12 protein-coding genes and 1 pseudogene are annotated in these 14,892 nt (G+C 35.3%); all 13 read right to left on the bottom strand.

Going from position 1 to position 14,892, the window contains the following annotated elements:
• Nucleotides 1-21: 21 nt before the first annotated feature.
• Nucleotides 22-954, bottom strand: a pseudogene (locus tag B371_RS21500) (class I SAM-dependent rRNA methyltransferase); the annotation flags it as partial.
• Between the two features lie 481 nt (nucleotides 955-1,435).
• On the bottom strand, nucleotides 1,436-1,876 hold the full coding sequence (locus tag B371_RS0107780; RefSeq protein ID WP_019413746.1) for a HEAT repeat domain-containing protein: 441 nt from the start codon (nucleotides 1,874-1,876) through the stop codon (nucleotides 1,436-1,438).
• A 169-nt stretch (nucleotides 1,877-2,045) separates the two neighbouring features.
• Nucleotides 2,046-2,627, bottom strand: a complete 582-nt coding sequence (locus B371_RS0107775; protein ID WP_019413745.1) for an HAD family acid phosphatase — start codon at nucleotides 2,625-2,627, stop codon at nucleotides 2,046-2,048.
• Between the two features lie 23 nt (nucleotides 2,628-2,650).
• A complete protein-coding gene (ribD, locus tag B371_RS0107770; RefSeq protein WP_019413744.1) occupies nucleotides 2,651-3,745 on the bottom strand; it encodes a bifunctional diaminohydroxyphosphoribosylaminopyrimidine deaminase/5-amino-6-(5-phosphoribosylamino)uracil reductase RibD in 1,095 nt (364 codons plus the stop codon).
• 539 nt (nucleotides 3,746-4,284) lie between these two features.
• Complete coding sequence (locus B371_RS0107765) at nucleotides 4,285-5,520, bottom strand: dicarboxylate/amino acid:cation symporter (protein ID WP_019413743.1); 1,236 nt, start codon at nucleotides 5,518-5,520, stop codon at nucleotides 4,285-4,287.
• A 267-nt stretch (nucleotides 5,521-5,787) separates the two neighbouring features.
• Complete coding sequence (locus B371_RS0107760) at nucleotides 5,788-6,078, bottom strand: hypothetical protein (RefSeq protein WP_019413742.1); 291 nt, start codon at nucleotides 6,076-6,078, stop codon at nucleotides 5,788-5,790.
• 209 nt (nucleotides 6,079-6,287) lie between these two features.
• Nucleotides 6,288-6,896 carry a class I SAM-dependent methyltransferase gene (locus B371_RS0107755; RefSeq protein ID WP_019413741.1) on the bottom strand — a complete coding sequence of 203 codons (609 nt, stop codon included), beginning with the start codon at nucleotides 6,894-6,896 and terminating at the stop codon, nucleotides 6,288-6,290.
• Nucleotides 6,897-6,949: 53 nt separating this feature from the next.
• Nucleotides 6,950-8,902 (bottom strand): translation factor GTPase family protein, encoded by a 1,953-nt coding sequence (locus tag B371_RS0107750; protein ID WP_019413740.1) that lies wholly within the window; start codon nucleotides 8,900-8,902, stop codon nucleotides 6,950-6,952.
• Nucleotides 8,903-9,143: 241 nt separating this feature from the next.
• Nucleotides 9,144-9,335, bottom strand: coding sequence for a hypothetical protein (locus B371_RS0107745; protein ID WP_019413739.1), 192 nt, complete (start codon nucleotides 9,333-9,335; stop codon nucleotides 9,144-9,146).
• Nucleotides 9,336-9,443: 108 nt separating this feature from the next.
• Nucleotides 9,444-9,686, bottom strand: coding sequence for a small acid-soluble spore protein Tlp (gene tlp / locus B371_RS0107740; protein WP_019413738.1), 243 nt, complete (start codon nucleotides 9,684-9,686; stop codon nucleotides 9,444-9,446).
• A 192-nt stretch (nucleotides 9,687-9,878) separates the two neighbouring features.
• The gene (locus tag B371_RS0107735) at nucleotides 9,879-11,207 is read right to left on the bottom strand and encodes a D-serine ammonia-lyase (protein WP_019413737.1); all 1,329 of its coding nucleotides are present in this window, start codon (nucleotides 11,205-11,207) and stop codon (nucleotides 9,879-9,881) included.
• 545 nt (nucleotides 11,208-11,752) lie between these two features.
• The gene (locus B371_RS0107730) at nucleotides 11,753-12,697 is read right to left on the bottom strand and encodes a hypothetical protein (RefSeq protein WP_019413736.1); all 945 of its coding nucleotides are present in this window, start codon (nucleotides 12,695-12,697) and stop codon (nucleotides 11,753-11,755) included.
• Nucleotides 12,698-12,730: 33 nt separating this feature from the next.
• Nucleotides 12,731-14,764, bottom strand: a complete 2,034-nt coding sequence (locus B371_RS0107725; protein WP_019413735.1) for a DEAD/DEAH box helicase — start codon at nucleotides 14,762-14,764, stop codon at nucleotides 12,731-12,733.
• Nucleotides 14,765-14,892: the final 128 nt, after the last annotated feature.

Raw genomic sequence — 14,892 nt, 5'->3', positions numbered from 1 at the left:
TTTTTTTATGCAACGCTAGTGATGTTTTTTAGACCGTGCAAAGCTTGGTGGGTCTAAAATCACCACATCAAACTTCAATTCTTTACGAACTGCATATTTAAAGTAATGAAAAACGTCTTCCACAATAATATCTTGCGCTTCAAAATCAATGCCATTTACACTAAATTGCTCAATAGTTTTACTTTTGCTGCGGTTGGCCAAATCGACACTGGTTGTTTTTGTTGCTCCCCCTATTACTGCGGCAACTGAGAAAGCTCCTGTATAAGAAAATGTATTTAATACATTTTTTCCTTTTGAGTAGGAGTCTCGAATCGTTTTACGTACATCCCGTTGGTCTAAAAAGATGCCGACCATTGCACCGTCATTCAAATATACGGCAAAATTCATGTCATTTTCTTTAACAAGTAAAGGTTCTGGTGCCTTCTCCCCAGCTATGAAATCATCATCTTCCATATAGGTACCCTGTGATGCAAATCGTTTCTTCTCGTATAAACCTTTCACATCGACTAATTTGGTTAACGCTTGAATAACGTCGTCCTTAAACTGATACACACCTTCACTATACCAACTAATGACATAATAACCCGCGTAAAAGTCAATTGTAAGACCACCGACTCCATCGCCTTCTCCATTAAAAATACGAAAAGTTGTTGTTTTAGGATTTTGAAACAAAGCAGAACGATATTCAATAGCCATTTTCAATTTCTTTTCAAAAAACGACACATCGAATATTTCATGCTGATTTTGACTTAATACCCATCCGCGACCTTTGTTCTGTTTACCATAATAGCCTTTTCCAAGAAAACGTTGATTATCATCAACAAGCTCAATGATTGTACCTTCTTCTTTAACGTCTTTCATATTGAGAATTGCATCTTCTGTTATGAGGGGATAGCCCGCTTTTACATTTTTAGCAAAAGAAGACTTCACTTTAAGTTGTATATTTTTTTCCATGAAATCACCCAATCAATTGTTTTTCTCTATTCTACATCTGTTTCTACCGAATATCATTTATACCACCTATTCCCTGTGATTTTATGTACTTACTACATTGCTATAACCATAAAATGTAAGGGATATTTATATTTTCTCGAAGGGATATGTATCGCTATTTAAACCACTTGAGAATAGCAGGTAAATTTAAAGACTGTATCGGCATACTCATGGGCGCATGCACCAGTTGTGAACCTGCCTACGGTGTACACTTACAATGAACTTGTCGATGAATTCCTCATACCATTAGGAAAACCTTTTAATGACTAATATTTCATCAGTACACGGTCTCTTTAAGGTAGTCATTCCAATTAGGGCAAGTGTGAGGATAAATTCAATTGAAGGCACATGAACTGTATTGGAACCTGTGGTAAACCCATGAATTTTTCGAAATTAAAAACCGATTGCAGAAAATCGCAATCGGTTTTTTAAATTTATTTACTTACTTTTTTAACAAAGAAGCCCATTCGTTTTCTAGCCACTTATCAAATTCGGCACCTTTTTCGCCTTCGTATGCATCATAAACATCAAGTCTCATTTTCTTGAACTTCTCTTTGAACTCTTCAAAGGTATGATCTGCTGGTAAACTCTTTTTAATTCGCAATAAGATTTTAGACGTCCCTTTAATGATGTCAAATTTTGTTTGCTTAGGCTGATTAACATCTTCGCCAAAGCCCTTAAGTTGTCTGTAAGCAGCTTCCTGTATTTTAAATACAGGGTCTTTTGTCATACGTGTTGTTAGCACATCTATGACTTTACTGTGCTTATGCTTACCCAATTCTTCAACAGCATCAAAACGTGCTCTCCAACTAGATGTTCGATTTGCAGCTTTTTTTAGTTCCTCATAATTTTCTGGTAATTCGTTTTTTACATTATTAGTCAATTCATTCAATCTCCTTTTATTAGAAAAACATAGTTCACCACAAAAATGCTAAAAACTGCATTCATGCATGTTACAGAATATCCTTTGACAAGTATTGTACCATTTTCTGATGAAACACATACCCTGTTTCACAAATAGAGCTCATTTAAACCATTTTTGTTTTTTCCATCTACTTATCACTCATAATATTACACTTTATAATTTCATTGAGTTGTGACCAATTCGTGATTCTTGGGATGGTTAGATGCTGGTTATAGGATTGATTCATTACATACACTTTTAATGAATCATCAGAAAGTGTATGTAAAACTTCTGGTTTGTCATCAAAATAGTAGTCTAACTGTAACGATTGGATTATTTCCGCTTTCTCCTGATCTTTCATACCGCAAAAGAAATGGTCTTGTTGTAAAGGAAAACCTTGTTCCATCATCCATTTTTTCGTCCGTTCCCCATGGTCGCTCGATCTTGCAGTTATATAGTAAATCTCATGGCCCTGTTTACTTAGTTCGACCAATGTTTCTACTGCATCTGGATAAGGAGGACAAGATGTATAGTAAATCTCTTCAAGGGAGCTATTCCACATGTTAAAACCCTTTTCTTCCGTAAGACCAAAAACTTCATGAATTTCAACTTGCTCAATTTTATGAAAAACATCAATTGGTATGGTTTGTTCCAATTTTCTATTGTAAATGTGGAAGGCATGTTCTCTTAGACTGATGAGCGTATCGTCGATATCAAAACCGAATTTCATACTAATTTACCTCAATTACTTAATTAATTTTTGTATCTAGGATAGCCAATAAACTTGAAATCTTTTCCGATTTTTATGATGTCTGTTTCATGTAAGTCAACCGCGTCACGCATCTTATCGATTCCTGAACCTTCTAAGAATGTAGAAGCTTGTTGTCCACCTATTAATTTGGGAGCTATATATATAATCACTTTGTCGATTAGTTTATTTTCTAGAAACGCTGCATTAACCGTTCCCCCTCCTTCAATTAATAATGAAGAAACACCTTTTTCCCCCAAAATTCGCACAACTTCTGTTGGATTAACATGTTTGGAACCAGTAGTAGGAAAAACAGCAATTCCCATACTTTCTAACAATGATTTCTTTTCTATGTCAAAATTCTCACTTGTAAAAATCCATGTGTCCGCTAATTTGTCTTTAATGACCTTGCGATCCAGTGGTATTTTAAGCGTAGAGTCTAATATAATACGTATTGGGTTCCGGCCATTCGGAATTCTTGTTGTTAACTCAGGGTCGTCAGCAATTACCGTATTAACACCAACTAGAATCGCCATATGTTCATTTCGTAGCTGGTGGACATCACGCCTAGCTTCTTCAGAAGTAATCCACTTGCTATCGGAAGATTTCGTAGCAATTTTACCGTCTAACGTAATTCCCGCTTTTAATGTAACAAATGGCTTTTTCTCAACGATGAACTTATTAAATACTTCATTCATTCTCCGGGATGCTTCTTCTAGAACACCAACAATGACTTCAATTCCTGCTTTTTCAAGGATCTTGACTCCTCTCCCTGAAACAATAGGGTTTGGATCAAGGGTTCCGATAACGACTTTCTTAATGCCTGCTTCAACTATTGCTAACGCACACGGTCCAGTTCTCCCATGATGTGAACAAGGCTCTAACGTGACATAAATCGTGGCACCTTGTGAGTTATCTCCTGCCATACGAATAGCATGAATTTCTGCATGCGGTTCACCTGCTTTTAAATGTGCTCCAACCCCAACAATTCTGTTGTCAGTAACAATAACTGAGCCAACAAGAGGATTCGGGTCTGTTTGTCCTTTCATAGCTTGTGCATTTTTCAGAGCCAAATTCATATAATATTCATGGTTAGTCACTTAGACAAGTCCCTTCATACTCAAAATCTTGATAACTAAATGTTTTAATCATCATTCTACCTCATTATACCTATATATATTGTGATTTTAACATACCTTCAGTTTACCAAACTAATGAGACTTAATTGTGTTGAAAGGTTCAATTTCGAAAAATCCCACTATTATCAAAAATTCAGAGCATCTAGAAATCTAAATAAAGAAAAAATTGCTCTTAAATATATTTAGAGATTTCCGTTATAACGCACTTTCATGTTTCGGAGCGAGCGTTACGATGCAGAAATAGGCAGACGCTTTCTGCGGTGGCACACCCGTGACCACTGAAAAAGTCTTACCAGTAAATAGACAGGATTAAGTTAACCCTATAATACACGCTTCAGTGCTTTGTGGATGCCTGCCGCTACCACTTGAAAGGCGCCTAAACTGGTTCTGCCTAGCCATATTAGCAAACAATCTCTTGTTAAAACATAAAACAGGTGAAGAAAAACGACTCGTTTTTCTCCACCTGTTTTATTTTATGGACTAATTAGACAGTCCTTTTACTATTTAACTGCTAATTCAGCTTTATTAGCAGCGCGTTCTTCTGTTTCTGCTACAATTACGGCACAAGCAGCATCACCTGTTATATTAACAGCAGTTCTAGCCATATCAAGCAAACGATCTATCCCGATGATTAAGGCAATTCCTTCAACAGGTAGGTTCACTGATGTCAGAACCATTGCTAGCATAATAAGGCCTACACCAGGCACACCAGCTGTTCCGATACTAGCAAGTACTGCCGTCAAGACGATAATCAATAAAGAAGTAACAGATAAATCAACATTGTACACTTGAGCAATAAAAATCGTGGCCACACCTTGCATAATGGCTGTACCATCCATATTTATGGTGGCACCAAGTGGTTGTACAAAGCTTGAAATTGATTTTGGTACATTAAGATTTTTTTGTGCAACACTCATAGACACTGGTAACGTTGCATTACTACTAGACGTACTAAATGCAACGCCCATCGCTGGTGCAAAACCTTTAAAAAAGGCTATTGGGTTTCTTTTAGCAATTAGTAAAACGGATGATCCATAAGTGAATATTGTATGGATGATCAATGCCAAGATTACAACAATCATATAAAGACTCATTGCTTTCATTGCATCAAAGCCTTGTGTTCCAATTGCGGTAGCTATAAGCGCAAACGTCCCATAAGGAGCGAGTTTCATTACGAGGTTTACTAGAAACATCATAATATCGTTTCCTTGTTCTAGTACTTCTTTTACTCTTGCTACTTTTGTGCCAAGGATAGTCAAAGCAAATCCAAAAAGGACAGCAAGCACAATTATTTGTAACATATTTCCTTCAGCAAAAGCTTGGAAGGGGTTTTTCGGAATAATGTTTAACAACGTATCCGAAATTGGAGGTGCTTCATTACTGCTGTATTCTAATCCCTCAGTATTATAGGTTCCTACATTCCCTGGTTGGAAGATAAACGCTAGACTCAATCCTATAACAATAGCAATTGAAGTAGTAACTAGAAAGTATGATATTGTTTTTAATCCAATGCGACCTAGTTTTTTAGGATCACCAAGTCCTGCAGTACCTAAAGCGATAGAGATAAAGACTATTGGTACAACAAGCATGGTAATTAGATTAATAAATATCTTGCCAATTGGAACAAAAATATAAGCGTTTAACGGTGTAAATAACCCTGGTGCAAATAAATTTAATAAAATCCCTGTAATTGCACCCAAAACTAATGCAATAATTATTTTCAATGATAAGTTCATGAACATTCCTTCTTTCTTACGGGAGGGTTACTTACGTTTCCATTTCGTTCTCTTTAGTAATAGTTCGTCTTCATGTAAAAGACTTGTACAACTGTATTTACTTTATGCGAAAAACATAAACCTGTAAAGAGGAAAATTAGGTCAATAACTATTTAAGCTATTGTTTTGGAATTTATGCCAGTTTCTTATTTAAAATATGGAGCACAAAAATAGACAAAAGAGATGAGTTTATCACTTCTTTTGTTTATTTAATGTTCTAATTTATTCCTAGATCCAATCTTCTTCACTAGTATCGAAATTCTTTTCAGCCCATACTAACGCATCTTCAACTGATTCTAGCTTGTGGTCATCTTGAACGGTCCAATCTTGATCACACATAAATATGTAGTACCCACTATCTACTTCTTCTTCATACTTCGCTATTGCTAACGCAGTTATTGACACTTCAATCGTTGAACCATCTTTTTCTTCAAAAAACATAATACTCAATTTTTGATCAGGGGTATTTTTTGTTTGTTTAATCACTTTAGCTCCATCTAATTCATTCATTGTATTCATTTTAATCTATCCTCTTTTCATTATTACTGACATGAAATAATATTAACATTTTCCGCTTAAAAACATCTATTTATTCAATTTTGCAGCAGATAAACCATAATCCTGACTCATACTCCTATTATCAAATCATTGTCATTTTTAATTCTCAGTCGGTAAAATGTTTGCCACTGCATTATCGCTCGATGAGACACAAAACACGCATTATTTAATCATTCGCTGTACAACCTATAGATTAAAAATCGTTCATTGTCATTTTTCTCGTGCAATGCCGTTACTTTCACTTCTTTCACGAATGTAAAGGTATTTCTAGTTTCGAGAAACTGAATATAATCCGTTGTGGGGTAATAAAGAATCAAGTCGATAGGTCGCTTGTGTTGATCAACTGATTGAAGAATATTTTCAACAACACTCATGAAAATTTGGACGGAAAAAGGATTGAAAAAGTAAAATACATTATCCATAGAATCAACTTTATATTCTTGTGCAAGGCATCTTTCAAAATATAATAAACCTCTTTTATTCCCTTGCGGATCGTAGCTTTCCATATTTTCAAGTGCATCCTGATAGAGCTTTCCACTCATTTCAACTCCGGTAACCGATGCTAGGTACCTACGATGAATATAAAAAGATAACCGCCCTTTCCCACAGCCTAAATCAACAACTTGATCCTTTCTGTTTAATTCATAATTGTTAAAAAGTTCATCCAGTGCCACGTAAGGCGTTGCTTCATACCGATTATAATGTGAAGACTGATTTAGTAATTCAAGCGTTCCTACAGTTTTGATACGGTGCAATCGATCATATTCCGTTTCATTCATGAAAATACCTCAAATCAATTTTTGTATAAACTTTTGTACCAATTCTAATAACATTATAAACAATGCATTTTAGCTTCTGCCAGTTCCCAGGAGACAGTATAACCCTTTCCTTTTTGACAAAAAACCGAAGACGAACTATAGTTTGGATCCGCATTTTTATTGTACGCGATTCTTTCGATTACTTCTTCTACGTTATGACATTTCTCATAGCCACTAAATATCAGATTCATTCCCCCTTTACCTTGGGTATATGCGGCAAGCTCCGTAGCGTAATTCATAAAAGTAACAACAGGAACTCGTCCTGTCAAAATGGCTTTATTACCTTCAGTTTTCGGCGTGTCAAGCTTACCATGAGCGATTTGGATATCTGATAATACTTTTCCCATTTGATCTATGTCTACTTTTATCTTGAAATGATAATAGGGCTCAAGTAAGAGGTTTGATGCTTTTTCCAGACCTTGTCTCAAAGCTCGGTATGTTGCCTCTCGAAAATCACCACCAGAAGTATGCATGTTATCTGCACGCCCTGTCAATAGTGTGATACGTACATCTGTTAGTGGAGATCCCGTTAATAATCCGTTATGTGCTTTTTCAAATAGATGCTGCCGTACTAAATTCTGGTTTCCGGTAGTCAAATCATTTGCATGACAAGCATTTTTAAAAGTTATTCCGCTATTTCTTTCTCCTGGTTCTAATTTAAGGTGCACCTCTGCATAATGTTTTAGCGGCTCAAAATGACCATATCCAATTGCAGAAGACTCAATGGTCTCTTTATATAGAATCTGTGGTTCCTCAAAGTTAACATCCAATTGAAATCGATCATTTACAAGTTGTTTCAAAATTTCTAATTGAATCGTACCCATCACTTGAATATGAATTTCTTGCAAGCGTTCTTCCCACTTAACATTTAAAGAGGGATCTTCAATATTTAACAACTGAAAACACCGTAATACTTCTTTTATATGAACCGATGAGTTAATAACTACTTTGGACTTTAAAGTAGGGATCATTTCATACACAGCTTTCTCTTGTAAAGTACCTAAGCCATCACCTGTTGAGACATTTGATAATCCCACCACTGCAAATAACTCTCCCGCTTGGACTTGTTCGACCGTTTTAAACTTACTTCCATTATATATACGTATTTGCGTAACTTTTTCTACGACTTTATCTTCATTAACCTGGCAGTTAAGTTCATCCCGTATTCGTAATGTACCACTCAAAGCTTTTATAAAAGTGATTCTCGCTCCTTTATCATCATGACGAATTTTATATACTCGACCGGAAAAAGCATCATCTTTTGAAAAACAAGTACTTGTTAACTGATGTAGTTTATCCAAGAATTCAGCTATACCAGTATCTTGAAGGGCTGAACCACTAGAACACGGGAAAATTTTATTCGCTTTAACCAATTCTTTCATTGTTTTTAACCATAATTCTTTTTGATAACCCTCTTCTATGTAATGTTCAAACAGACTTTCATTTCGCTCTGCTAGAAATTGAATGAGGTCTTCTTTCATTTCGTCTTGAAGAAAAGAGTCCGTTATGTCACAAACATCAGAAGTTAAGTCCTGTTGAATTTCTTGTAGTACACTTTCAACATTCGCACCGATTCGATCTGTCTTATTTATAAAGAAAAACGTAGGTACTTTATGTTTTCTAAGTAGTTGCCAAATGGTTAAGGTGTGCCCTTCTAAACCTTCCACTGCACTAATTATTATAATGGCATAGTCCATTATTTGAACAGAACGCTCCATTTCAGGAGAAAAATCGGCATGTCCTGGATTATCAATTAAATAATACATTGAATCCTGATAGGCAAAATTTGCTTGATCAGCAAATACGGTAATACCTCTTTGCCTTTCTATTTCATGGCTATCAAGAAACGAATCTTTATGATCCACTCTCCCACGAGTTTTAATACTTTTTGTATGATAAAGAAGTTGTTCAGCAAACGTTGTTTTACCCGCGTCTACATGCGCGAAGACACCAATTGTTTTATTCATACTGCCACCTCACTACTACAAGTCTATCTTACTTGCTATAAATAGGAAAAGAGGAAAGTGTTTATCAATTAAGTTTGCTTTAAACCAATTCTCATGCTGGATGTGAACGTAGCCACAATCTTAGAGTGGCCTGTGCGGACAGGTTATGTAGAATATAATGAAGATTACTTTTTATCAATTTAAAAAGCAGATATCCAAAATCGGATACCTGCACGCCTGTCATGATAAAACAGTTTTAGTTTTAGTTTTTCTTTTTCAAATTCGTAAAATCTTGTTCACTTGCTATTTCTGCATCTTGCCTTCCAATCTTTTCAGCTATTAACTGCTCTATCTCGTTATATGTTAAACCAGAATGTGCATTATTTCTCTTTACTTCCTCAATATTTGTTCCTGACTTTGTATATGTTCCTTGTTTATTTTGGTTATTTCCCATTAGAAACACCTCTATTTCTTTATTTTCTGTAAGGTTATTTTGGTCTTCAAGTATTCAAGATTTATATTAAAAAGATGGAGAAAACTTCCTCCATCTTTTAACTAACTACTAAAAGTTATCAGAGTATCCATTCTTTTTTGCATTTGATTCATCTATTATTTCTTTTCGCAAACCTTCAATGCTTTCTTCACGACGTGCATTTTTCTGTTTAATTGCTTCACGTTGTCTACCATCAGAAAAAGGAAGTGATTCTTCAGCAGCTTCCATATTTCCAATTGTATTCGTCACTGTATCCTGAATTTTTCGGACATTATCCGAACGATCATCCGGTTTTGGAGTATTCCAAGACATCATAGTTCCTCCCTTCTAAATTTAAAAGTCATACAATAGATAGCATCACCAATTTAGATTAAACTATCCAAACAATTTCTTTGGGTCAAATAGTTCCCAAAAAAACCAACAACTAAATTAGCTGTTGGTTTCCTTCTCTATTTATAAAATTGGTTTTAATTTAATCTTTCACATATCTCATAAGGAAAGAGCTTACATCAAGCTCTTTCCTTTCTCATAAAACTTCTCCATATCTTTTTCTGGAACAAGTGCACCACCTGTTGCCCATACAATGTGTGTTGCTTGATTGACATTCAAATTATTATTGCTTGCATAATTACTAGCTAAAATCCGGCCTGGTCCGAGCAAGCCTGATGCTGCAGAAGGTTCCAAATGTATCCCTTCACTATCCACAAGAATGGCGAGTAATTTAAATAAGTCATCATCTTCTAAAGTATAAATACCACTTACTAATTTCTCACTAATGGATGATGCAAAACTTGAAGGTCTTCCTACAGCTAATCCATCACCTTCTGTTTGATTGTCTATTCCAAAGTCTTGAACACTTACTTTTTCCTTTTCTCCTGTTAGTAACCCTATTAATACGGAAGGAGAATGAGTTGGTTCAACAAAAAAACAATGGACATTATCGCCAAAAATTTGCTTTAATCCAAAATTTATTCCACCTGGAGAGCCACCCACTCCACATGGTAAATAAACAAATAAAGGATGATTTGCATCTACTTGAACACTTTCTTCAGCAAGTTGTTCTTTTATACGAATTGCTGCAACGCTATACCCTAAGAAAAGATGTTTAGAGTTCTCATCATCGACAAAATACCCCATTGGATCAATAATAGTTTTTTGTCTTCCAACATAAATTGCCTCACTAAAATCTCCTTTGAACTCATGTACTGTAGCGCCTTTTTCCCTTAATAGCTCTTTCTTCCACTGTTTTGCATCCGCAGACATATAGACTTCAACATTAAAACCCAATTTTGCACCAATAATTCCAATACTTAAACCTAAGTTGCCTGTAGAGCCAACTCCAATTGAGAATTGGCCAAAAAAGGCTTTAAATTTATCACTTGAAAAAACAGTGTAATCATCATTCTTGGCAACTAAACCTTCTTCAATTGCTAATTTCTCTGCATAATGAAGAACTTCGTAAACACCCCCTCGTGCTTTAATTGATCCCGCAATTGGAAGTTCATTATCACATTTAAGATAAAGGTCTCCAGTAATCTTTGCATCATATTTATGATTTAACTCATTCTTCATATTTGGAATTTTTCTTAATTGTGACTCGATAATGCCCCCTGTTTCTTGAGTTTCCGGAAACTCATGGGCAAGATATGTAGCAAAACGCTGCCATAATTGAGTTGCTTCCTCCATATCTGTTTTTGACACAGGCAATGTTGATAGTTGATCCATTTTATTTATATTAGAATTCAACCAAACAACAGGGGTCAAATTTGTTATTTCATCTAGTAGTGGATACTTTTGTATCCATCTTTCTATCTCGATTTTTTCGAAAGCCATGTTATCCAACCTCTCTGTATCATAATCGAAAATATTCTGCACTTAAGAAAATTACTTTTTTCATTTTATTAAAAATATCCCTTAATATTATGTGATTAAATTAAGATTTTTGTTAAAGGCAATACCAGTAGCAACAAAAAAGAACTACTTTAATTATACCTATTAAACCCTCTTCTTATAACAATGATCTTTTGTTTAGGATATGTGATTCTCTTCGGTTTGCTATCATGATTAAGTTAATCAACCGTTTAGTGACTATTCAAAAAACCCATGAAACCGCAAACAACAAAAATGCATCTGAGCGAAATATGTTGAAATGGGATATGATAAAACAACCCAAAATACAATTTTGCGAGGTGTATTTTCATAGATTTGCAGTTAAGCCTACTATCCTATTATTTTTATAACATGCTTGGTTATTATGTAGAATTGATTAACTATATTGATCATATAGATGACTATTTGTCAAGAATATTCGTTCACAAAATACTGGGTGGCCGGGTAATCACAGGACTGGAACAGTAGATTGGCATCTTCTGAACTCTTTAATCAAATTGTTTTGTAATTGGATTATAATAAAGTGTTTGTTTTGTACGTTTTGAACGGAAAAGAACTTCAATGCTATATTGAAGTATTGGAACAAAATAGAGGATACCGTTTACAATTGTGATTTCAGTATGACCATGATATTTTTTCTTAATTTCCTCTATCTGTTTTTCCATTTCGACATTAATGGCTCTACTCTTTGTAGTAATTTCCTCAATTTTTTCTTTACTCAATCCTGTACGCTTCGCTTTTTTATCACTTTCCATCAGTAATTCCTTGTAATAATTTCCAATTCGGTCAATATCTTTTTGCAGCTGTTGATCTTGTTTACGCTGCTTTTGCTTTCCTTCTGAAGCGTTATTCACATGATTATAAGCAGTTACAAATGCTTCTTCCATATTCAATTCTGCAGGAATAGGATAATTATATAATGGGTTAGACATGTAGATAATGCTGTTTTGCTTCTGTTTCATGCTTTCTGATGGTTCACCAGTGATTAAATTAATCCAAACTTGCTCCGAAGTTTCTTCTTTTTCTTCCGAAATGAAAGTGATGTGAAACTGGAAAACAGCCCAAACACCCATCACACTTCTCTCATCAAGGATTTCAATTTTCCCGCTTTCTTCAAGCCATAATTCTTTCATCTTCTTCATTGGGTTAGCGAGGATCTGACGTTCAACCTCTACAAACCTTAAGGTGCTCACTGCCTTTTGGTTGGCAATAGTCAGAACTTGTTCTAAAATAAAGCTTCCAAAGGTAACAAATTCTGACTGCGTGTTTTCCTGTGCTACTTCAAAATCAAATGCAAGTTCAAGTTCGGTTTTATCTTGGAAATAACCTTTATATTCTTCGGGAACAAGCACCTGACATAAAGCATATTCAACTGGAACAACTACCCCTCCTAGTCCTTCTATCACTTCGGTCACGAATTGTTGTAGCTGCATTTTGAGTCACCTTCCTTCTAAAGATACCTTCAATCAAAATAGACGATCATCTAATTTTTTTTGTTTTACTAGCTTTTGTTTATTTTCAAAAAGCTTCTCACCTATTTGTTCGAGTTCTTGTTCGAGTTCTTCTTTGTTGTTTGAACGGACCCACGCATTCATCATAAGATCAGAGAAGTCCTCTTCATTTTCTACATCACCAAGGATTGCATCAACTTCACCAACAACAAGTTCAAACATATTGATTTTTCGATCCAGTAAATCTAGAATCGAATGTTCGATGGTATCTTTTGCAACTAGATTGTATACGAACACATCCTTTGTTTGTCCAATTCGATGGATTCGTCCAATTCGCTGTTCAATTGCCATCGGATTCCAAGGCAAATCATAGTTGATCATTCCATTACAAAATTGCAGGTTTCGTCCTTCCCCTCCGACTTCCGTGCTCACAAGAACATCCGCTTGTTCCTTAAATAAAGTAATCTGTGCTTCTTTTTCCTTCCTCTTTAACCCCCCGTGAAATTCAGCAACCTTAAAGCCTCGTTCTGTTAATAGTTTTACAAGAAACTTCTGTGTCGTTTTATACTTTGTAAAGATCAGCATCTTGTCGTTAAAATCTCTTAATATCGAAATGAGCTGTTTGACTTTCGGGTTATTTTCAGGTTCCGTTTCCACAATACTCAGAGTTCTATTGGAAAATAGCTTTAAGGATTTTTGATCAAATGCTGATAATTTTTGATTGTTCGCAAGTGTTTCTAGTGTATGATGCATCGATGTAAATGTACTGCCCATCTGTTCTTGTAAAGTTTTCAACTGAAAGCGACTAATGGATGGGACCTCTTCTCTATACTTGTTGCGTATAAATGTACTGATATCTTCGTATAATGATTTTTGCACACTCGGCAATTCAACTGTTGTTGTGTACGCCTTCCTTTTTGTAAATTGGACATCAACATTACTTCTTTTGTTGCGAATCATGACTTCAGAAATTAAGCCCTTCAGCTTGTCCGCGTTTTTAATCTCAATACCGTCTTTGCTTTCAATAAAATTTTTCTTGAAGTGCGAATATGTCTTAAGCTGACCTGGTTTGAGTAATGTAATAAGATTATAAAGTTCTTCCAAATGGTTCTGGACCGGGGTTGCAGTTAAAAGAAATATGTATTTTTTGTTTATCCCATTTACGAACTTCCATGCCTGTGTGTTTCGATTTCGAAGGTGATGCGCTTCATCAACAATCACCAAATCATAATACTCATGAAATATTTGTTCACGATGTTCCTTTCTTTTAGCCGTAGATATGGAGGCAATCACCTTATTGTAGTGTGACCATGCATGATCTCCCATTTTTTTAAAAGCTGGATCGTCAGATTTTATAAAGTCCTGGTTAAATTTTCGTTTTAATTCGTTTTCCCATTGCTGTACTAGAGAAGGTGGTGTAAGAATTAGCACCTTTTTAACAAGTCCGCGCATGATATATTCAAGCATTGCCATGCTTGCTTCTACAGTTTTTCCAAGTCCAACCTCGTCGGCTAATAACACCCTCCCTTTAAAGCGATTGATGACGAGGCTCACCGTATTTAATTGATATTGGAAGATTTGCGTTTCGCGAATATAAGGGAGACATACTAACTCATCATCATTTGCTTTCATTTGGAACCCCTGCGCCAATTGATATAAATGAAACCACTTTTCTGAGTCCTGTTTGAATCCTACCATACCGTTCATAACTTCTTTGAACCTGTCTTCTCCACTAATAGATTTGCGCCAAGTTGCTTGGTGAGCGGAAGTATCAGGCGATGAAACTTCAATTTCGTTATTTGATGTTCTACCGATTAATAGATACTCTGCATGATACGGAGCAAAAAAACCTTTAATTCCTTGGCCTTCCAAGGTGTTGTCCTCCCAATTCACTTTAAATTTCCTTGAAACACCTCGTTCATTAACCATTTTAAAACTTCCCGAAGAATCAGTTTCTACATCTTTGAAAAATCGGTTTAGTGTCTCATCCATTTCCATAACATTTAAATCTAGCAAGGCCCTATCGATTTTAAATAAAAACTTCCCCATCATTACTCACCTCAAATTTCTACTAAAAAAATTATTTTTATTTCATTTTATCATACTTGTAGATTATTCATAAATCCTCAATATAAATATCTCTTTCATACTATAACTACTTAAGTTTCGCACCTTGA

It is taken from the genome of Paenisporosarcina sp. TG20 (assembly GCF_000286315.1).
Lineage (GTDB): Bacteria > Bacillota > Bacilli > Bacillales_A > Planococcaceae > Paenisporosarcina.
The sequence above is the reverse complement of the archived record's forward strand: the minus strand, read 5'-3'. Positions and strand labels throughout refer to the sequence as shown.